The sequence below is a fragment of the uncultured Prevotella sp. genome (genome assembly GCF_946407605.1).
Lineage (GTDB): Bacteria > Bacteroidota > Bacteroidia > Bacteroidales > Bacteroidaceae > Prevotella.
In genome coordinates, this window is the sequence record NZ_CAMJOS010000031.1 from 1 (window position 1) to 20,323 (window position 20,323).

The 20,323-nt window shown below is 47.0% G+C and carries 21 protein-coding genes; 8 read left to right on the forward strand and 13 right to left on the reverse strand.

Annotation, left to right across the window (positions count from 1 at the left end):
- Nucleotides 1-326 precede the first annotated feature (326 nt).
- Nucleotides 327-2,048, reverse strand: coding sequence for a hemin receptor (locus Q0R57_RS11685; RefSeq protein WP_294747802.1), 1,722 nt, complete (start codon nt 2,046-2,048; stop codon nt 327-329).
- Nucleotides 2,049-2,110: 62 nt separating this feature from the next.
- Complete coding sequence (locus Q0R57_RS11690; protein ID WP_294747805.1) at nt 2,111-3,160, reverse strand: hypothetical protein; 1,050 nt, start codon at nt 3,158-3,160, stop codon at nt 2,111-2,113.
- A gap of 134 nt (nt 3,161-3,294) precedes the next feature.
- Here Q0R57_RS11690 and prmA point away from each other — a divergent pair, with 134 nt between their 5' ends.
- The gene (prmA, locus tag Q0R57_RS11695) at nt 3,295-4,158 is read left to right on the forward strand and encodes a 50S ribosomal protein L11 methyltransferase (protein WP_294747808.1); all 864 of its coding nucleotides are present in this window, start codon (nt 3,295-3,297) and stop codon (nt 4,156-4,158) included.
- Nucleotides 4,159-4,161: 3 nt separating this feature from the next.
- Here prmA and Q0R57_RS11700 read toward each other — a convergent pair whose 3' ends face one another.
- The 11 genes from Q0R57_RS11700 to Q0R57_RS11750 form a co-directional block, all read right to left on the reverse strand.
- Nucleotides 4,162-5,133, reverse strand: coding sequence for a F0F1 ATP synthase subunit gamma (locus Q0R57_RS11700; RefSeq protein WP_294747811.1), 972 nt, complete (start codon nt 5,131-5,133; stop codon nt 4,162-4,164).
- Between the two features lie 6 nt (nt 5,134-5,139).
- Nucleotides 5,140-6,726, reverse strand: a complete 1,587-nt coding sequence (atpA, locus tag Q0R57_RS11705) for a F0F1 ATP synthase subunit alpha (protein WP_294747813.1) — start codon at nt 6,724-6,726, stop codon at nt 5,140-5,142.
- 37 nt (nt 6,727-6,763) lie between these two features.
- On the reverse strand, nt 6,764-7,303 hold the full coding sequence (locus tag Q0R57_RS11710) for a F0F1 ATP synthase subunit delta (protein ID WP_294747816.1): 540 nt from the start codon (nt 7,301-7,303) through the stop codon (nt 6,764-6,766).
- Between the two features lie 12 nt (nt 7,304-7,315).
- Nucleotides 7,316-7,813: a F0F1 ATP synthase subunit B gene (gene atpF / locus Q0R57_RS11715; RefSeq protein ID WP_294747818.1), complete on the reverse strand. Its 498-nt coding sequence runs from the start codon at nt 7,811-7,813 to the stop codon at nt 7,316-7,318.
- A 43-nt stretch (nt 7,814-7,856) separates the two neighbouring features.
- On the reverse strand, nt 7,857-8,093 hold the full coding sequence (atpE, locus tag Q0R57_RS11720) for an ATP synthase F0 subunit C (RefSeq protein WP_248615232.1): 237 nt from the start codon (nt 8,091-8,093) through the stop codon (nt 7,857-7,859).
- A gap of 52 nt (nt 8,094-8,145) precedes the next feature.
- Nucleotides 8,146-9,195 (reverse strand): F0F1 ATP synthase subunit A, encoded by a 1,050-nt coding sequence (gene atpB, locus Q0R57_RS11725; RefSeq protein ID WP_294747823.1) that lies wholly within the window; start codon nt 9,193-9,195, stop codon nt 8,146-8,148.
- Nucleotides 9,196-9,487: 292 nt separating this feature from the next.
- On the reverse strand, nt 9,488-9,721 hold the full coding sequence (gene atpC / locus Q0R57_RS11730; protein ID WP_294747826.1) for an ATP synthase F1 subunit epsilon: 234 nt from the start codon (nt 9,719-9,721) through the stop codon (nt 9,488-9,490).
- Between the two features lie 16 nt (nt 9,722-9,737).
- Nucleotides 9,738-11,264, reverse strand: coding sequence for a F0F1 ATP synthase subunit beta (atpD, locus tag Q0R57_RS11735; RefSeq protein ID WP_294747829.1), 1,527 nt, complete (start codon nt 11,262-11,264; stop codon nt 9,738-9,740).
- A gap of 125 nt (nt 11,265-11,389) precedes the next feature.
- Nucleotides 11,390-12,004 (reverse strand): DNA alkylation repair protein, encoded by a 615-nt coding sequence (locus tag Q0R57_RS11740; protein WP_294747832.1) that lies wholly within the window; start codon nt 12,002-12,004, stop codon nt 11,390-11,392.
- On the reverse strand, nt 12,001-13,953 hold the full coding sequence (locus Q0R57_RS11745; RefSeq protein WP_294747835.1) for a dihydrofolate reductase: 1,953 nt from the start codon (nt 13,951-13,953) through the stop codon (nt 12,001-12,003). Before Q0R57_RS11745 ends, Q0R57_RS11740 begins: the two co-directional genes overlap by 4 nt.
- Nucleotides 13,953-14,411: a helix-turn-helix domain-containing protein gene (locus Q0R57_RS11750; protein ID WP_294747838.1), complete on the reverse strand. Its 459-nt coding sequence runs from the start codon at nt 14,409-14,411 to the stop codon at nt 13,953-13,955. Before Q0R57_RS11750 ends, Q0R57_RS11745 begins: the two co-directional genes overlap by 1 nt.
- 174 nt (nt 14,412-14,585) lie before the next feature.
- Here Q0R57_RS11750 and purU point away from each other — a divergent pair, with 174 nt between their 5' ends.
- From purU to Q0R57_RS11785, 7 genes are all read left to right on the forward strand, one after another.
- Nucleotides 14,586-15,449 carry a formyltetrahydrofolate deformylase gene (purU, locus tag Q0R57_RS11755; protein ID WP_294747842.1) on the forward strand — a complete coding sequence of 288 codons (864 nt, stop codon included), beginning with the start codon at nt 14,586-14,588 and terminating at the stop codon, nt 15,447-15,449.
- Nucleotides 15,450-15,473: 24 nt separating this feature from the next.
- Nucleotides 15,474-16,061, forward strand: coding sequence for an imidazole glycerol phosphate synthase subunit HisH (gene hisH / locus Q0R57_RS11760; RefSeq protein ID WP_294747845.1), 588 nt, complete (start codon nt 15,474-15,476; stop codon nt 16,059-16,061).
- Nucleotides 16,058-16,792 (forward strand): 1-(5-phosphoribosyl)-5-[(5-phosphoribosylamino)methylideneamino]imidazole-4-carboxamide isomerase, encoded by a 735-nt coding sequence (gene hisA, locus Q0R57_RS11765; protein ID WP_294747847.1) that lies wholly within the window; start codon nt 16,058-16,060, stop codon nt 16,790-16,792. The genes hisH and hisA overlap by 4 nt, the downstream gene beginning before the upstream one ends.
- Nucleotides 16,759-17,517, forward strand: coding sequence for an imidazole glycerol phosphate synthase subunit HisF (gene hisF, locus Q0R57_RS11770; RefSeq protein WP_294747849.1), 759 nt, complete (start codon nt 16,759-16,761; stop codon nt 17,515-17,517). Before hisA ends, hisF begins: the two co-directional genes overlap by 34 nt.
- Nucleotides 17,518-17,556: 39 nt before the next feature.
- Nucleotides 17,557-18,204 (forward strand): bifunctional phosphoribosyl-AMP cyclohydrolase/phosphoribosyl-ATP diphosphatase HisIE, encoded by a 648-nt coding sequence (gene hisIE, locus Q0R57_RS11775; RefSeq protein WP_294747852.1) that lies wholly within the window; start codon nt 17,557-17,559, stop codon nt 18,202-18,204.
- A gap of 76 nt (nt 18,205-18,280) precedes the next feature.
- Complete coding sequence (locus Q0R57_RS11780; protein WP_294747855.1) at nt 18,281-19,009, forward strand: ATP-binding cassette domain-containing protein; 729 nt, start codon at nt 18,281-18,283, stop codon at nt 19,007-19,009.
- Complete coding sequence (locus Q0R57_RS11785) at nt 19,006-20,322, forward strand: aspartate kinase (RefSeq protein WP_294747858.1); 1,317 nt, start codon at nt 19,006-19,008, stop codon at nt 20,320-20,322. The genes Q0R57_RS11780 and Q0R57_RS11785 overlap by 4 nt, the downstream gene beginning before the upstream one ends.
- Nucleotide 20,323 lies beyond the last annotated feature (1 nt).

The following is a 20,323-nucleotide window of genomic DNA, read 5'->3' on the forward strand; positions in this document are numbered from 1 at the left end:
TTTCTTGTTTCATTTTACGTTGACTTTGTGTCAACTTTTTCTAGCGTAAGACACCAAGGTGTAGCCAAGGTGTAGCCAAGCTAAAAAGGCTGACATTACCTTGGATAGAACCAGAGTACTGTTTGAATAGAATATGGATAGAATGAAGAAATAAGTCTGTTTCTCTGAAATGTTAAAATTACCGATGTTAAAAAAAAAAGGAATCGCATCACTGCGACCCCTTCCCTTTGAATATCCCTCTTTTAGATATTCTGAACGTAAATAATTATCGTAAATTACCAAATGCAATTCTACAATATAAATCGTTTATTATCAATTATATATTTTTAAAAAGTATATCCAACAGTAAACAACAACTGGTGACGATTAAAGTTCACATCGCTTGGTGTACAGATATTGGTTTCGTCAATAATGTTACCATCAACATTTGGAACGATGTCTTTAAATGTCATGTCTGGCTGGAACGGATAAAACGTGCCCTTAGTTGCGCTGTACTGATAAGCCACGTCGAAATTCCAACCTTCATATTTATAGCCGAGACCACAAGTGATGCGATGTGTAGCATCCCAGTTTGTATAATCAGCTGTTGATGAATACCAGTTTCCCATACTGTTAAGACGTGTGTCGCGGACACCGTTTTTCTCATACATTGGCGAAAGGTAATTATAACCCAAACGTACAGCAAGACTGGGATCGGGTTTGAACTCAGCACCAAGACGGAATGTAGAAACACCTTTTAGCGTATGCTCTGTGTGGTTGTTCATCACATTATCACTATAGCTATCAGGATTGCCATAAGAATCGTAACCATCATTGACGCGATTATCAGCAGTACTATAGTCGGTGTATTCAAAACCAGCACCCAATGCCAGATAATCATCAATAGTGTGGCCTAAACTTAAACCAAACTTCCAAGGTGTATAGTATTTAAATTCATATGTCTCTCCACTGTAGTACTCGTCGTAGCCCCAATTTTTAAATGTGGGATGAGAAGCGGCATAGTCAGTTGCATTAATCATCACAGAAGTGTTTTCTGACTTCAGATCATACCATGTAGGAGTCTGAATAGATACGCCAAAACGAAAGGGAGAATCTTCAAAAGGACGTACAATGGCACCTACCTTGATATCTGCACCAGTACCTGTGATTTTTCGCTCGTCGGCTAAAACTACATTACCTATACCCTGCCCCATACGGTCAACGAGGAACTCCTGATACTCGCTATAGCCCTTATAGTTGACGCTGTGAACACCAACGGTAATACCCAGGAACACACGATTGTTGATGTTTCCACTTAGCGTAAAATCATAGTCAGCAATCCATCCACTGTGTGCACGATCGAAATTATAATCAGAAGCCTCGAAGAAGGTGTTCCAGAAATAGATATCATTTGGGTCATAATAAGGCGAATTGACATCGTCAGGAGCCGGATCATTCACAGCATCCCACAATACACCATTCGTATAGAGATAATCCCATTGTGTGAAGGTATTAGCACGAATTTTTCCAGAACCATTCTGGTAACCATCCGCTTGTTTGCCATCATCTATAATATAATAACCGCCTTTATTCACATTACCAAGCGTGCTTTTGCCATAGGCTAACTTACCTAGTGAAGCACCTTGTCCATTATGACGGACCATGTTTTGATTGGCTATTGAGAGTATCTGATTAAAATTACGACTCTTATGATAGTTGAACGCAAAATTTAGGAAAGAATTGCGGGCCGTCTGTGAGGAATAGACAAAACCAATTTGATCAAAGCTTAGGTTTGTCTTACCCACTTTGTCAAACTTGTGGACATCATCCTGGTTGACAATACCAAAAGATGCACTGACAGTATTGCGGCGGAAAAGTCCGATACCAGCAGGATTGGTACCTGTGAGCGAGATGTCGGCTCCCAAAGCATCGAGTGCGCCACCCATACCCACATAGCGGGCAGTACCATTCAAGTCGCTACCCAGTAGACGGGCATTCTCGTAAGTATCTTGTGCAGCTGCTGGCAGCATAGCCAGTGAGAGGGCTGCAAGGAACAAATATTTCTTCATAACTCTCAGATAATATTTTGTATTCAAAAACTCATAACTCAATCTCCTAAATAGTAGTCGGCTTATCTGCGCCCACCACCAGAGCGACCGCCACCACCGGCACTACCACCTCCACGGCTTCCACCACCGCCTCCACCGAAGCTACCGCCTCCGCTACTACGGCTGCCACCGCCTCCTCCGAAGCTACCTCCACCTGAGCTATTACTATAGCTGCCACCAGTATTACCATTATAGACAGGTGTGGTGTTAGTATTGGATCTAACGGTAGAGCGATTAGTATTACGGTTGACACTAGTGCGAGTTGTTGATGCAGATGACGAACGTGAGTTCACCCCACCACCTGAAGATAAGCGTCCGCTATTGCCGTTGGCAGCACGTTGACGTGCACTGTCAAAACGACTGCTACTACCATAAGCTGTAGCGCGATTACGATTATAATTGGAAGTGCGAGCCATATCGGAATAACGACGCAAGGTGCCGGTATTTCCATTGGCATAATAACGTCCACCACCGCCATAATAGGTATAACCATAGTATGGACGATAGTAATACCATGAACGCCAGCCATAGCCCCAACCATAATCATAGTACCAAGGACTATACCAAGGGTCGTACCATCCATACTGCCAATACCAATGGTCGTACCATGGGTCGTACCAAGGATAGAGCCAAGAATGATACCAGGGCGAATGCCACATAACTTCATCAAGGCGACCATCAGCATATCCAGCCCAGTAGTTATCGCCTGGTACGTAGTCATCATACTGTACCATTTTCTGAGTCAACTGGAAGTCGCTAACAGAATCGGGATATACGCCTTGGATGGGATCGAACGAAATAATATCGCCCGTATCAGCAGGCAACGTTTCATAACTACTACCCATACGGTTGTACTCATCTACAGAGCGCTTGGAACCGACATAGTAGGTTGGAATCTCAGACTCACGGACTTGACGGAACCGTTCTCTGGCCTGAGCCCTTGCCTGCTCTTCGGCCTTAGCCTTAGCCTTTACCTTTTTGCTGGAAGCAAAGTACATGTCATCATCGTCCTGAGCCATCAGCGAGAGCGGCATCAGAGCGAAAACCAATGAGAAAAACATCCACTTCTTCATATGCTAATTACGTTTAGTTATTCTTTCACGATGCAAAAATAGTACATATTTTCATGCAAAGGTACGGAAAAACCCTAAAACGTGGTAGGATTTTCCCTATTTTTAGTAATTTTGCAGATAAAATTAACAATGACATGAAGTACTACGAAGTGATTTTTACAATAGAGGCGCCCCAAGAGCTGATGCAGGACACTCGTGATGTGCTCTCTGCACTGGCTGGAGAGGCAGGTTTTGAATCTTTTGAAGATACTCCTGATGGCGTCAAAGGTTATGTACAGCAAGCATTATATGAAGAGTCCCTACTCCACCAGTTGATAGGGGAGTTCCCCCTACCCTCGTGCAAAGTCACTTTTAGTGTGGAAGAGGCTGAAGACAAGGACTGGAACGAGCAATGGGAGCAGGAGGGTTTTGAACCTATTGTGGTCAACGACAAACTCGTCATTCATGATGGTCGACATCTACCATCAAACATCTGCCCTCAGACATCCATAGAAATCGACGCCCGTCTGGCTTTTGGTACTGGCACCCATGAAACAACTCGTATGATGGTGAGTCAGCTGTTGAATCTCCAATTAATAGGCTGTCGTGTATTGGATTGTGGCACAGGTACAGGAATCTTAGCAATTTCTGCGTTAAAACTGGGTGCTAGTGAGGCTGTGGGTTACGATATTGACGAATGGAGCGTAGACAATGCACGCCATAATGCTGTCATCAACATGGTGGACAGCCAGTTTACATCGCTGCTGGGCGATGCCTCTATATTAAAAGATGTGGAGGGTACGTTCAATGTTGTGCTGGCAAATATCAACAGAAATATTCTGCTCAACGATATGGAAGCCTTTGTAGAAAAGATGGCCCCCCACTCCACTTTGTTGCTCAGCGGTTTTTATCAGCAGGATATCCCGCTGCTGGAAGAGAAAGCCCTTACGTTAGGACTCATAAAGAAAGCCCAGCAGCACGATGGCGACTGGGCTTGCTTAAGATTCGAAAAGAGTTAAACGTCAGTTGTTCACCGAACCACCAACAATATCAAGAAGCTCGCTGGTGATAGCTTGCTGACGACTCTTATTATATTGCAGGTTCAATTGGCGTAGCAACTCATCGGCATTGTCGGTAGCAGTCTGCATAGCCACCATTCGAGCGGCATGTTCTGAAGCAACGCTATCGAGCAATGCGGTGTAGAGCATCAGATGACCCATCTTTGGAATGAGCTGCGACAGCACAGTGTGCATATCAGGCTCTACAATGAAGTTATCGTTTAGCGGGGCAACTTCGTTCTCCTGCACCTTCTTTGTTTTGCGACCTTTCTTCTTCAGATAATCCTGCACCTGCTTCGTCACTACATTCGATGTCAGGTCACGCTCATGGTCGGCATTCAACTCTGACTCAATGTCGATTGGCAGGAAGGTCTTATGCGTGAGAATCTGTGAGCCGGCACTCTTGAAGTGGTGATAAATCAGCTCCACCTTGTCAATCTCATTGTTGGCAAAGCGCTCGCCTAACTCCATAGCCAAGTCGATACATTGCTTCACGTTGGGATGGTCCACCAAATCAGCTAGGTCGCATTTCACATTATAGCCTAGTTTGCTGGCCTTCTCAGCCACCTTGCGACCTATGGGATAAACCTCCACATTGTCCTTGCCCAATTCGTTGGAGATCGCATCAACGGCCTTGGTCATTGTCTTAATGATATTTGCATTAAAACCACCACAGAGTGACGAGTTGCTACTGAAGACCACAAGGGCAACACGCTTCACAGGACGCTCCTGGTCGTAAATGGTCTGAGAACCCACCTCAGCTGCAAGAAACGACTTAAGGATATGCTCCAACATGGACTCGTAGGGCAGCATGTTCTGGATGGCCACCTGCGCATGGTGTAGCTTTGATGAAGCCACCATTTTCATAGCAGAGGTAATCTTTCGCGTGCTGTTAACCGAGGCTATGCGGCCTTTAATTTCTTTCAAACTTGGCATAAGCTATCAGGCATTATATGTTCCTGCAATATCGGCCATTACCTGTTCTATCTTTTCCGTGGTCTCGTTATCGATCTTTCCACTGGCAAGTGTCTCGATAACCTCAGGATGAGCTGAGCGCAACTTGTCAAGGAACTGATCCTGACATTGACGAACCTTGTCGATGGGCACCTGGCGCATCAGACCATTCACACCACAATAAAGTATGGCAACCTGCTCACCTACTGGCATCGGGCTGTACTGTGGCTGAATCAGCAACTGATTGTTCTTACGGCCCCTATCGAGGGTCATCGCAGTCACGGCATCCATATCGCTAGAGAACTTAGAGAAGGCCTCCAACTCACGATACTGTGCTTGGTCAATCTTCAGCGTACCAGCCACCTTCTTCATACTCTTGATCTGAGCCGAACCACCCACACGAGATACCGAGATACCTACGTTAATAGCGGGACGGAAGCCCTGGTTGAAGAGGTCGCTCTCAAGGAATATCTGACCATCGGTAATAGAAATCACGTTAGTGGGAATATAGGCCGATACGTCGCCTGCCTGTGTCTCAATGATTGGCAGGGCGGTCAACGAGCCACCACCACGTACGTGGCCCTTCATACACTCGGGAAGGTCGTTCATCTTCTCTGCCACCTCTTGCTGTTCGTTCATCTTAGCGGCACGTTCCAACAGACGAGAGTGCAGATAGAACACATCACCAGGATAAGCCTCACGTCCAGAAGGACGACGCAGAATCAGCGACACCTCACGATAAGCTACGGCCTGCTTCGACAGGTCATCGTAGACTACCAATGCTGGCAGACCACGGTCACGGAAATACTCACCGATGGCAGCACCGGCAAAAGGTGCGTAGTACTGCATCGCTGCAGGATCAGCAGCGGTGGCAGCCACCACGATAGTATAAGGCATTGCCCCATGTTCCTTCAGAGTCTGCACCAAGGCTGCTACAGTAGAGGCTTTCTGACCAATGGCTACATAGATGCAATAGACAGGCTTACCAGCCTCGAAGAAACTCTTCTGATTAATAATAGTATCGACTGCGATGGCGGTCTTACCCGTCTGACGGTCACCGATAATCAACTCACGTTGTCCACGACCAATGGGAATCATCGAGTCTACAGCTTTCAAGCCAGTCTGTAGAGGCTCTTTCACTGGCTGTCGATAGATCACACCAGGTGCCTTGCGGTCGAGGGGCATCTCGAACGAGTCTTTCAGGTCAATATCACCTTTGCCATCGATGGCCTGACCCAGAGGGTTGATGACGCGTCCCAGCATATTGTCGTTCACACGGATAGAGGCAATTCGTTTGGTACGTTTTACCACCATACCCTCCTTGATGCCCGACGTAGTGCCAAGAAGCACGCAACCCACGTTGTCTTCCTCCAGGTTCATCACGATAGCCATTGTGCCGTTCTCGAACTCCAGCAACTCGTTGGCCTCGGCATTGCGGAGACCATAGATACGAGCCACACCGTCAGAGACCTGAAGCACTGTGCCAATCTCGTCGAACTGGGCGCTATCAGAAATGCCCTTCAACTGATCGAGCAGTACCTGTGAGACTTCGCTTGGTTTAATTTTATCTGACATAAATTCAATGCTTAATTCTTAATGCTTGATGCATAAATTATTTCTGTAATTGAGTAAGTATCGTGTTGAGCTTTGACTTGACACTTGCATCCATACGGAAAGTGTCATATTCAAGGATGAAACCACCGATGATGTCAGGATCCACCTCAGTCTCAAACTCTACAGTACCTTGAGTGTTACTTTCTACCAGCGAGCGCATCTTCTGAACAGTATCAGCCGACACCTGAGCGGCAGTAGTAAGTTTTCCTCGGATGACGTTCTTCTGCTTACGATAGAGCGTGACGTACGAATTGGCCATGAACTGAATCATGTTCTCGCGATCTTCCTTCAACACCAAGGCGATGAAGGCTTTAGTCAAAGAAGAGGCACTATCACCACCTGCAGCGGTTTCAAGTAGCATCTGCTTCTTATCTTTGGCGAGCATCGGATTGTCTATCGTATGGCGAAGAACTGGTACCTCTATGTAGCTCTTAGCCAAGAGCTGCATGTCAGCATACACAGTATCTTCGATGTTCGCATCAGTAGCACTCTTTAGTAGAGCGCGTGCGTATCGAACCGATATGACTCCTATATCCATACGCAAAAATGGTTAGTTTTTAGCAGAGACATCATCCAGCATACGGTTGATGAGATCCATCTGTGAGGCATCATCTTTCAAATTGGCACGAAGCACCTTCTCGGCAATCTCCACACTCAAGGCAGCCACCTGACTACGAATGTCGGCGATGGCAGCTTTCTTCTCCTGTTCGATAGCCATACGAGCATCCTCAAGTAGACGTGCTCCCTCCTGACGGGCTTTCTCCTGTGCTTGTTCTACGATAGCCTCACGAGTCTCGGCAGCCTCTTTCAGTATCTGAGCCTGCTTCTCACGAGCCTCTTGTAAGATGGATTCACCTTCTTTCTGTATATTGGCCAGACGTTCGTTTGCATCATGAGCTTTGCGCAGTGATTCATCAATGAAAGCCTTGCGTTCGCTAACCATCGAGGTGATGACAGGGAACCCGAACTTCCACAGAATGAACAGCACCACGAAAAACGTCAGTGACATCCAAAACAGCAGACCAGTACTCGGAATTAATAAATCCATACGCTGAATATTCCTTTATTATGGTTTAGCTTTTCACTATTGTTTAGAGGCACATGAATGCAATCACGGCAGCGAACAGGGCAACACCCTCAATAAGAGCGGCTGCGATAATCATGTTGGTCATCAACTTACCGATAACCTCCGGCTGACGGGCCATAGCGTCCATGGCAGAGCCACCAATCTTACCAATACCAATACCTGCGCCAATAGCTGCGAGACCTGCGCCAACAGCAGCGCCAAACTTTGCAACACCTTCAATTGCTAATAATGTTGTAATCATAATTGTAATGTTTTTTAGTTATTTTTATGTTTATTGTTTAATGTCGAAACGATTAGTGCTCATGTCCTTCGGGAACGGCTCTGGCCATGCCGATGAACACGGATGAGAGAAGCGTAAACACCATGGCCTGAATGAAGCAGACCAGGCATTCCAGACACATCATGAAGATAGCCATGATAACACTCACGGCACTCATACTATAGAACACGCTTACTGACATCGACGCTACCAGGAAGATGATACATGGCATTGCTACAGCAATAGCATGACCAGCCATCATATTGGCAAAAAGTCGGATCATCAGTGCAAAAGGTTTCGTGAAAATACCCACGAACTCAATCAGGGGCATCAAGGGTACGGGACACTTCAGCAGGAATGGCACATCTGGCCAGAATATCTCTTTCCAATAGTGCTTGCTTCCCGAGAACTGCACAATGACAAAGGTACACAAAGCCAGAATAAATGTCACAGCTATGTTACCCGTCACATTACCAGAACCTGGTGGGAACGGAATGAGACCCATCACGTTGCAGGTGAAGATAAAGAAGAAGCAAGTAAGCAGATAAGGCGTATATTTCTCGTAGCCCTTGCCTACTCCAGGCTTGATGATATCATCAACCACATACATGACCAGCATCTCGATTAATCCCACAAAACCACCAGGAGCCTCGTCGGATACCTTATGACGCTTATACCAGCGGGCACTGAACAGAATACAGAACAGCAGTAAAGCCGCATTGATAAACATCACGGCAACTGTTTTCGTGATAGAGAGGTCGAGCACTGGCTCGCCATTCTCAACAATCTGTCCTTCATGATCACCCTCAGCAGCAATCTCCAATCCGTAAGGTTTGGGGGCATGACCCTCTGCAGCCTCTTCAAAACGAGCAGAACTGAAGACATGCCATCCTGTGGAGCTCTTCACGATGACAGGCAGCGGGATGACAATGCTATTCTCGCCTTCACCATACACATGCCATTCGTGTGAATCCTTGATATGCTCAAGCACCACCTCCTTGGCGCTAAAGTCTGCTGCTGTGGCAACAGGCGTCAGCGCTAACATCAGTAATGCTGAGATAATCAGTCGTTTGATGTGATACATTGATAAATATTTGTCTTTAATATTAATGTCTTAGCCAGAGAGAAACAACCACCGTAATCGCGTACATTATTAAATATATGATAGCGAACATCATGGCGTCTTCCCTGTTCTCCTTGAGTAGAATCACTATTCCCGCCAGTGTGCCTACAAGCACCAATCTGATGACTGTCATTGCCAAACAGAACTGAGGCAGAGATGTTGGCGAATGCTTCTTGACAAAGTCAAATCCCATCACATGGGCCGTACCCAACAGGGATAGAAGCAGCGCAGCGAGGATATATTCCATGAGCGGTTAAACAGCCTTCTCGATACAGATAGACACTTCGTTCTTCTGTACTTCCACGAAGCCGCCAAGCACCTCAAGCTGATGCCCATCATACTCCACTATACCTTTCTGTAATGTAGAGATAATGGGGGCATGACCGTTAAGGATCTCAAACTGTCCGATGGTGCCAGGCACTTTAACCCGCTCCACTTCGCCCGTGAATTCTACTCTCTCAGGAGATACTATCTTTAGTTTCAGCATAATTATCAATTATCAATTATCCCTTAGCTGCCTCCAGAAGCTTCTTAGCCTTAGCCTTGGCATCCTCAATAGTGCCAACACTCATGAATGCCTGTTCTGGCAGATCGTCAACCTCACCATCCAGAATGGCGTTGAAGCCCTTGATAGTGTCTTCGATGCTGACCATCACACCTGGCAGACCAGTAAACTGCTCGGCTACAGAGAATGGCTGAGAGAGGAAGCGCTGAACGCGGCGAGCTCGGTTCACGGTAAGCTTGTCCTCGTCAGAGAGCTCATCCATACCCAAGATGGCAATGATATCCTGCAACTCTTTATAGCGTTGCAGAATCTCCTTCACACGCTGAGCACATTCATAGTGAGCCTTACCAACGATCAGCGGGTCAAGGATACGTGATGTAGAACCCAGGGGGTCAACAGCAGGATAGATACCCAACTCCGCAATCTTACGGTCAAGCACTGTGGTAGCATCAAGGTGGGTAAACGTCGTAGCAGGAGCCGGGTCAGTCAAGTCGTCGGCAGGCACATACACAGCCTGAACAGAAGTGATTGAACCAGACTTCGTAGAGGTGATGCGCTCCTGCATGGTACCCATCTCAGAAGCCAGCGTCGGCTGATAACCTACAGCTGACGGCATACGACCCAGAAGGGCTGACACCTCAGAACCGGCCTGTGTGAAACGGAAGATATTGTCGATGAAGAACAGGATATCTGCAGCGCCGCCATCCTCACCACCAGCATCGCGGAACTCCTCTGCTACAGTCAGTCCACTCAGTGCTACTGATGCACGGGCACCAGGGGGTTCGTTCATCTGACCATAGACCAGTGTGGCCTGACTCTTCTTCAGTTCCTCGGGGTCAACGAGACTCAAGTCCCACTTACCCTCTTCCATAGCCTCACGGAACTTCTCGCCATAGCGGATAACACCACTTTCAATCATTTCTCGAATCAAGTCGTTACCCTCACGAGTACGCTCTCCTACTCCGGCAAATACTGAGAAGCCGTTATGACCCTTGGCGATGTTATTGATAAGCTCCATGATAAGCACTGTCTTTCCCACGCCGGCACCACCGAAAAGTCCAATCTTACCACCTTTCATGTAAGGCTCCAACAGGTCAATGACTTTGATACCCGTTGATAAGATTTCTTTCTTCGTAGAGAGCTCCTCGAAGGTAGGTGCCTGACGATGAATGGGATATGCGCCCGACATGTCGAGATCCTTCATGCCATCGATAGGTTTGCCTATCACATTGAGCATACGCCCTTTGATTTGTTCGCCTGCAGGCATCAGTATTGGTGAGCCCACAGGGATTGCCTCCAATCCACGCTGCAGTCCGTCGGTATTGTCCATGGCCACACAACGAACAGTATCCTCGCCGATGTGCTGTTGCACCTCAACAATCAGTTCCTGTCCGTTGCCACGCTGAATACGAAGGGCTTCATGAATTTTAGGCAGCACTTTCTCTGCATCCAGACCTTTAGTGTCGAAGAACACATCGATAACGGGGCCGATGATTTGGGAAATGCGTCCTGTAATCTGTGACATAATAATTATTTAAAGTTTGTTTTTAATTTTAAATTGGTAGGCGCAAAGGTACAAAAAAAATACCAACCACGAAAAGGTTTCGTGATTTTTTTTGAGAAAAGACGTACTTTTAATACTTGTTTTGACTAAACGAAGTCCAGTCCAATGCTTTTAACGGCAGAATGTGCCAAACGCTGGTGCATCAAGCCCAATTCTGAAAAGCGAATGACAGCCTGCATAGCAGCTTTACGGAGCGTCACATTAGAGCTCTGCAAGGCAACCAAGGCTTGGTCAACAAACTCGTTGATGCCTCGCTCATTGGGCTCCTGCTTATTCATAAACAGACGTGATAGAATATGATAGCCACAGATCTGCGGCAGTTCTTCTGGCGCGGCCAGCCATTGATAGGCTTTCTCTGCAGCATAAGGCAGATGCTGATAGAGGTTAAAGGCTGCCTGTTCTGCAATCTCAATAGAATCTGTTTGCTCCATCCAGATATCCACGACCTCCGGTAATATTTGGTCAGCAGGCATAATCATCGTAGCCAGAATCTTACATTCGCGTACATTTTCTTTCCAAAGAGCAATGGCTAAATCGTAGTTCTGTCCAATCTCATCGGCCTTTTGACGTAAGCGAGGCAGAGTGGCACCCCAATTCAAATGATAGTTGACTCCCTTGTCACGCATAGATTGCGCAATTGAACCATCCATCATCTGGCGGAACGACAATTTGATTTCCTTTATTTGTTCAGCGATATTCATATCAATGTGGCATATTCTGTGCTATAGCGCAGCATCTGGTGTTCGTAGCTTTCTGAATAGTTGACCTGAATGTCAGTAATTTCTCCCGTTTCATCGTAAACCGGCAACAGCCATGGGTTAATAAATCCCTTATAGGGAGCTAGGTTCAGTTTGGCATAACGTTCCAAAACCTCTGCATGAAGATCTGGATCAATGTTTACGGCATAGGTCTCAACCAATTGACGGGCTGCTTCATAGTCGCCTTCACTCTTGATGCGCTGTATTTCTGCCAGCAATTCAGCCACAAGCGTTCTCAGTTCCTCAAAGGATTTGATTTCCAACTCATATATGCCATTCTTGTGAGTCAAGACCATCTGTTTTGCATGAGCCAAACACCATCTGGCTATCAAGGCGCGGTTACGCATATGGGCTTCTTCTATCTGATGACCGACCTGGATACGCACAAGTTGTGTCATTAGTCCGTTCAACATATACGTGTAGTAATTCGCCTTATATGCTTCATTATCAGGAAGTAATCCAAGTTCGATGAGTTTCTCGTCTGCCATGTAATAGAGACCAAACAAGTCCGCCCTTGCCTCCTCGATAGTACTGCCGTAGGCTTTCAGTGCATCAGGATCTACACCAGGCAACAGCTGCCCACTGCCATGACCCAGACATTCGTGAAGGTCTGTATGCAAGTTATCACATACATCGGCATATTTTTCGGTTAATCCGAGCATTTCTTTATCCCTCACAAACTCCTCTCGGAAGCCATTGCCATGGGCTGCTTTGTTGTAGGCATCGGTAATATTACTGATGGTAATGCTCTTTGAGCCATATTGTGCACGAATCCAGTCGGCATTGGGTAAATTGATACCGATGGCTGTTGACGGATATTCTTCACCTCCCAACATAGCCGCACAGATGACATTAGCCGAAACACCCTTGACCTCTTTCTTCTTAAATCGGGGGTCGACGGGAGAATGATCCTCAAACCACTGGGCATTGCTACTTATCAACTGGGTGCGATGCGTAGCCTTTTCGTCAATATATTCCACGAGACCCTCCCACGAGCCTTTCAGTCCTAACGGGTCACCATAGACCTCAATAAAACCATTGATGAAGTCAATCTTGGTATTCAGACATTTCAGCCATTGAATTGAATATTCATCAAACAGCTTTAAATCTCCTGTCTGATAATAACTTATCAGTTTCTCAATAACCGATTTTTGTTCATCGTTCTCTGCTACCGATTTTGCTTTCTCCAACCAATTTACAATATGTCGGATGGCATTAGAATACATTCCGTCCGACGACCAGACATGCTCTTTGATAACACCATCTTCCTTAACCAAAGTAGAGTTAAGACCATAGGATGGTGGTTGATTGTCGTGAGGATTCTTCTGCTGCGCATAGAAGTCCTCAGCCTCCTGCTGTGTGACACCTTGATAGAAATTGCAAGCAGATGTCTTCACAAGATCAACCCCATCAGCCTTGTTTACCCTTTTGGAGAGGACCTCTGGGTTGAAGATGGCTGGAACCAGCTCGTCAATAAAGTCATCTACGGTCTGTTCCTCTCTGAGTGGCAACTTCTGGGCATCAACCACATGAAGCGACTGTCTTAGATAGTCTTCACTAAATCCCGGTACAAACTTCTCACAACCATAGTGATGATGGATGCCATTGGAGAACCAAACACGCTTCAAATAAACTTCTAAGGCATGGAAATCCTCACATTGGCGGTCAATATTCATATCACAATAAATAACCTCCAGCATCTTTCGAATGCGAAGGTTATAATGTCCAAACTGGTCGAAAGTGATGTCGCGGCCGAAAAGTGTGGCCTGTGACAGATAATATACGAGCCGTTTTTGCTGAATTGTCAGGCTATCGAAACCATTCAGGCGATAGCGTAGCATTTGAATATCCGCAAAACGCTCATCTTTATAACAGAAAGCGTCGTGTGTCATTATTTTGTTTTCTTCTTGGCCTTGGCCTTATCCTTATCCGTCTTGACGGTAGAGTGCTTCAGTCTATATGCTCTTGGCGTGATGCCAATCAACTTATAGAACGAAGCATAGAACGACTGTCGGTTAGAAAAACCAACCATATCGCTCACTTCCTCAATACGCAAGTCCTGGTATCTCTTGTCAATAAGGATAGACATGGCCTCTTCTATACGATATTTGTTTACAAAAGAGGTGTAATTCATGTGAAACTTGACGTTAACGACGGCTGATACGTATCGGGTGTTAGTTCCAAGCTCCATAGCGAGTTTTTTAGCAGAATAGTCTTTGTCTTTGTATTTTTTCTGCATGACAATGACATTCAAAATCTTCTCTTTCAGCTCGTCCATTAACATAGGACTTACAAGGTTGCGATATGTCGCCTCCTTGTCTTTCTTGTCGGTAATATTATACTTTGCCATGACCTTATTTTTCTTTAAAGTGGTCGTACGTCCGAATATTTTCTGCAAATATAGTAATTTTTTTTCAAATTACGAACAACTTCGGGCAAAAATTATCAAAAAAGTTGGAAAATGACACTAATAACAATATTTTTTTGTATCTTTGCACGTCAATTGAAGAGAATTTGTATGGAAATGAAACCAACAGCAATTTTACTTCTGCACTGTCCCGATCAACAGGGAATCATCTCAGAAGTAACAAAATTTATTACGGACAACAAGGGTAATATTGTTGACCTGGACCAATATGTAGATCATCAAGATGGTATGTTTTTTATGCGTGTTCAGTGGGAACTTGATTCCTTCCTCATACCACGTGAAAAAATTAAAGAATATATCCAAACATTATACACTCAGCGTTACCAGATTGAGTTCAGTTTGTATTTCAGCGACCAGCGTCCCCGCATGGCAATTTTCGTATCGAAGATGAGTCATTGTCTCTATGACCTGCTGGCACGTTGGAAGGCAGGTGAGTTTGCTTGCGACATTCCTTGTATTGTCAGCAATCACGAAGACTTAAGATATGTCGCAGAGCAGTTCAACATTCCTTATTATGTATGGTCAATCAAGAAAGACCACAGCAACAAGGCCGAAGTTGAGGAAGCCGAGATGAAACTGTTGAAGGAAAACGGTATCACTTTCATCGTCCTGGCCCGTTACATGCAGATTATCAGCGATGATATGATTGCGGCTTATCCTCACCATATTATTAACATCCACCATTCGTTCCTGCCGGCATTCATTGGTGCCAAGCCCTATCATCAGGCCTGGGAGCGTGGCGTGAAGATTATTGGTGCCACCAGCCATTATGTGACGGCAGAGCTTGATGCCGGTCCTATCATCGAACAGGATGTGGCCCGCATCACACATAAGGACACACCTGAGAGTCTGGTGCTGAAAGGCAAGGATCTTGAGAAGATTGTCCTGTCACGTGCTGTCAGCAAGCACATTCAGCGTAAGATACTGACTTATAAGAACAAAACCATCATTTTCAGTTGATGGTTTGAGATTTGAGGTTTATTTATGCGTGTAGCAGTAGTCAAATATAATGCTGGCAACATCTATTCGGTGATGAACGCACTGAAGCGTTTAGGTGTTGAGCCGCTCTTGACAGACGATGCCGAGCAACTGCGTCAGGCCGACCGAGTGCTGTTTCCCGGACAAGGTGAAGCCCTGGGGGCAATGACCTATTTGCGTGAACATGGTCTCGACGAGGTTATTCGTTCCCTGAAGCAGCCGGTTTTGGGCATCTGCATCGGCCAGCAATTGCTTTGCAAACATTCAGAAGAAGGCGACGTGGATTGTCTGGGCATCTTTGATGTGCCCGTCAAGCGCTTCCTCCCTACCCTTCACGAGGACAAGGTGCCTTGTATGGGATGGAACATGCTGTATGACACGAAGTCGGCTTTGATGGAAGGTGTGGAATCACAATATGTCTATTTCGTTCATAGCTATTATGTACCCCTATGCCAGGAGACCATCGCTGTGGCCGACTATATCCAGCCTTATAGTGCCGCCCTCCATAAAGATAATTTCTACGCCACCCAGTTCCATCCGGAAAAGAGCGGTAGCGTAGGCGAACGAATCATCAAGAACTTTTTGGAACTATGATAGAACTGATTCCCGCTATTGATATTATTGACGGACACTGCGTCAGACTGACGAAAGGCGACTACGACCAGAAGACCGTTTATGGCGATCCGCTGGAGATGGCCCGTCAGTTTGAGGCCATAGGCTACAAGCGCTTACATGTCGTTGACCTCGACGGTGCCAAGTCAAAGCATATCGTCAATGATGAGGTACTGAGACGTATCACCAGTCAGACATCCCTCATCGTTGACTTTGGAGGCGGCATCAAGACCGATGATGACTTGAAGAAAGCCTTCGATGCCGGTGCCAGCATGGTAACCATCGGCTCTATAGCTGTTTCTAATCCCGAGCTCTTCGAGAAATGGCTCAACCAGTATGGGCCTGAGCGAATCATCTTGGGAGCCGACGTGAGGAATGGCTATATCAGCATCAATGGTTGGAAGGAAGATTCTAAAGAGGAGCTCCTACCCTTCCTGAAGCGCTATGTGGCAATGGGCGTAAAGAACGTGCTCTGCACAGAGATATCGAAGGATGGCACCCTGTCTGGACCTGCCACCTTATTATATAAAGAGGTGATGGCTGTCTACCCCAACCTGTATCTCATCGCCAGTGGTGGTGTGAGCAGTATGGACGATATCAAGGCCCTGAATGCTGCAGGCATCCCGTCTGTAGTCTTTGGCAAGGCCATCTATGAAGGAAAAATCAATCTGAAAGAACTATGGGACTGGCAAAACGAATCATCCCCTGCTTAGATGTCAAGGACGGTGAGACCGTGAAGGGCGTCAACTTCGTAGATCTTCGGAGTGCTGGCGACCCTGTGGAACTCGGCAAGGCCTATAGTGAGGCTGGTGCCGATGAATTGGTGTTTCTTGATATCACCGCCAGCTTCGAGGGTCGTAAGACCTTTACCGATATGGTTACCAAGGTAGCCCAGCAGCTCAGCATCCCCTTCACCGTTGGAGGTGGCATCAACGAGCTGACCGACGTGGAACGTATGCTCTATGCCGGTGCCGACAAGGTGAGCATCAATAGTGCCGCCATCCGTCGCCCTGAGCTTATCGAAGAGGTGACAACCCGTTTCGGCAGTCAGGTATGTGTGGTAGCCATCGATGCCCGCTTGGATGAGGATGGCTGGCATTGCTACCTGAAAGGAGGACGCGAGCGTACAGAACGAGGCCTCTTTGAGTGGGCCCATGAGGTACAGGAACGTGGTGCTGGCGAGATTCTCTTCACCAGCATGAATCATGACGGCGTGAAGGCAGGCTATGCCAATGAGGCTCTGGCGCAGCTGGCCGACAACCTGCAGATACCTATCATCGCCAGCGGTGGTGCTGGTTGCAAGGAACATTTCCGCGATGTCTTTATCAAAGGACATGCTGATGCTGCACTTGCTGCAAGTGTCTTCCACTTTGGCGAGATACCCATAGTGGAATTAAAAGAATATCTCAGAGATGAAGGCATCAATGTGCGCTTGTAAATAGTCAAATAGTAAATAGTCAAATAGTAAAATATAACAATGAAGATAGATTTCGAAAAAATGGGAGGACTGGTACCTGCCATCATCCAAGATGCAGACACACGTAATGTGCTGATGCTGGGCTTCATGAACGAAGAAGCCTATCAGAAGACGCTGGAAACGGGAAAGGTGACTTTTTGGAGCAGGACACGCCAGACCCTTTGGACCAAAGGCGAGACCAGCGGTAATTTCCTGAACCTGGTCAGTATGGACATCGACTGCGACAACGACACCCTGCTGGTCAAGGTGCACCCCATTGGTCCAACCTGTCATAAGGGTACCGACACCTGCTGGGGTGAGACCAACGAGAAACCTGCCATTGCCTTCCTTTCGGAATTGCAAGATTTCATTGAGAAGCGTCATCAGGAGATGCCCGAAGGCAGCTATACCACCAAGCTCTTCCGCGATGGTGTGAACAAGATGGCCCAGAAGGTGGGAGAAGAAGCACTCGAAACCGTTATCGAAGCCACCAATGGCACCAGCGAGAATCTGGTTTACGAAGCATCCGACATGCTCTATCACCTCATCGTACTGCTCACTAGTAAGGGTCTGCGTATTGAGGACCTAGCAGAGGAGCTCCACCGCCGTCATGATCCCAATTGGGATGCACAGCGCAGAAAGGCTAAGGCTGCCGGAACCATGGATTAAGGAAAATAGTCCAATTGTCAAATAGTAAGATTGTCCAATTGTCAAATAGTAAGATAGTCAAATAGTCCAATAAAAGATGCTGATAGAATACAAGAAGGCAAAGATCTGCCAGAAAGATGGTATTACCGTATTAAACGATGTTGACTTCCATGCCGACAACGGTGAGTTCATCTATATCATCGGAAAGGTGGGCTCGGGCAAGAGCACGCTGTTGAAGACAATATATAACGAGCTCGACATCGACGAGGCAGAGATGGCGCAAGTGCTTGACTATGACATGCTGACGCTGCGGCGCAAGTACGTTCCTGCACTTCGCCGTCAGATGGGTATCGTGTTTCAGGACTTCCAGCTCCTGAGCGATCGCACTGTTTACAAGAACCTGCGTTTTGTCTTGAAGGCTACTGGCTGGAAGAACAGCCAGGAGATTGACGAGCGTATCGACCAGGTGCTGACTGATGTCAACCTGCTTGACAAGAAAGACAAGATGCCCCACGAGCTCTCTGGCGGAGAGCAGCAGCGCATCGCCATAGCGCGTGCTATTCTCAACTCTCCCAAACTGATCCTGGCCGATGAGCCTACAGGCAACCTCGACCCCCAGACAGCCGATGGTATCATCCAGTTGTTGCGCCAGATATCCCAAACGGGTACTGCCGTCATCATGACAACCCACAACATCGCCTTGCTCGACAAGTACCCCGGCATTGTATATCACTGTCACGACGAGCAGCTGCAGGAGGTTACCAGCGATTACAACAAGGTGATTATTACAGATGAATCAGAAACTAAAAACGAAATAGAATCATGAAAGTAATGAAATTCGGCGGAACCTCTGTAGGCACGCCACAGCGAATGAAAGAAGTGACTGCTCTAGTCACCAAGTCAGGAGAACCCGTATTTGTTGTTCTGTCGGCAATGTCTGGCACAACAAACTCACTCGTTGAGATTTCAGATTATCTTTACAAGAAGAATCCTGATGGTGCCAACGAGGTCATCAACGGCTTGGAGCGTAAGTACATGAAGCATCTCGACGAGCTCTTTGCCCAGGAAGACTATCGCACACAAACGGCAGAGTTCCTTCGCGAGGAGTTCAACTACCTTCGTTCGTTCACAAAGGAGCTCTTCACTTCGTTCGAAGAGAAAGCCATCGTAGCCCAGGGCGAGATGATGTCCACCAACATGGTAGTCAACTACATGAAAGAGCAAGGCATCAACGCCGTTCTTCTCAATGCCCTCGACTTCATGCGTACTGACAAGAATGCTGAGCCCGACCCTGTATATATCAAGGAGAAGCTCGCTGCTCAGATGGAGAAGAATCCTGATGCCCAGGTTTATATCACCCAGGGTTTCATCTGCCGTAATGCCTATGGCGAGATCGACAACCTGCAGCGCGGTGGCTCTGACTATACCGCATCGCTGATTGGTGCTGCCCTGAATGCTGAGGAGATTCAGATTTGGACCGACATCGATGGCATGCATAATAACGATCCCCGTGTGGTGGACCACACCCAACCCGTACACCAGCTGCAGTTCGAAGAGGCTGCCGAGCTGGCTTACTTCGGTGCTAAGATCCTCCACCCCACCTGTGTGCAGCCTGCCAAGTATGCTGGCATCCCCGTTCGTCTGCTGAACACCATGGATCCTGATGCTGAAGGCACCACGATTTCCAATGCTACCGAGTATGGTAAGATCAAGGCCGTTGCTGCTAAGGATAATATTACCGCTATCAAGATCAAGTCATCTCGCATGCTGCTGGCTACTGGTTTCCTGCGTAAGGTGTTCGAGATCTTTGAGAGCTATCAGACACCTATCGATATGGTGTGCACCTCAGAGGTCGGTGTATCCATGAGTATCGATAACTCTTCGCACCTGGGCGAGATTATGGACGAGCTAAAGAAATACGGTACTGTCACCGTCGACACCAACATGTGTATCATCTGCGTCGTTGGCGACCTGGACTGGCAGAACGTAGGCTTCGAGACCAAGGTGATGGATGCTATGAAGGATATCCCTGTTCGCATGATTTCCTATGGCGGCTCCAACTATAACATCTCGTTCCTGATTCGCGAGGAAGACAAGAAACGTGCACTCCAGAACCTGAGTGACCAGCTGTTCAAATAAC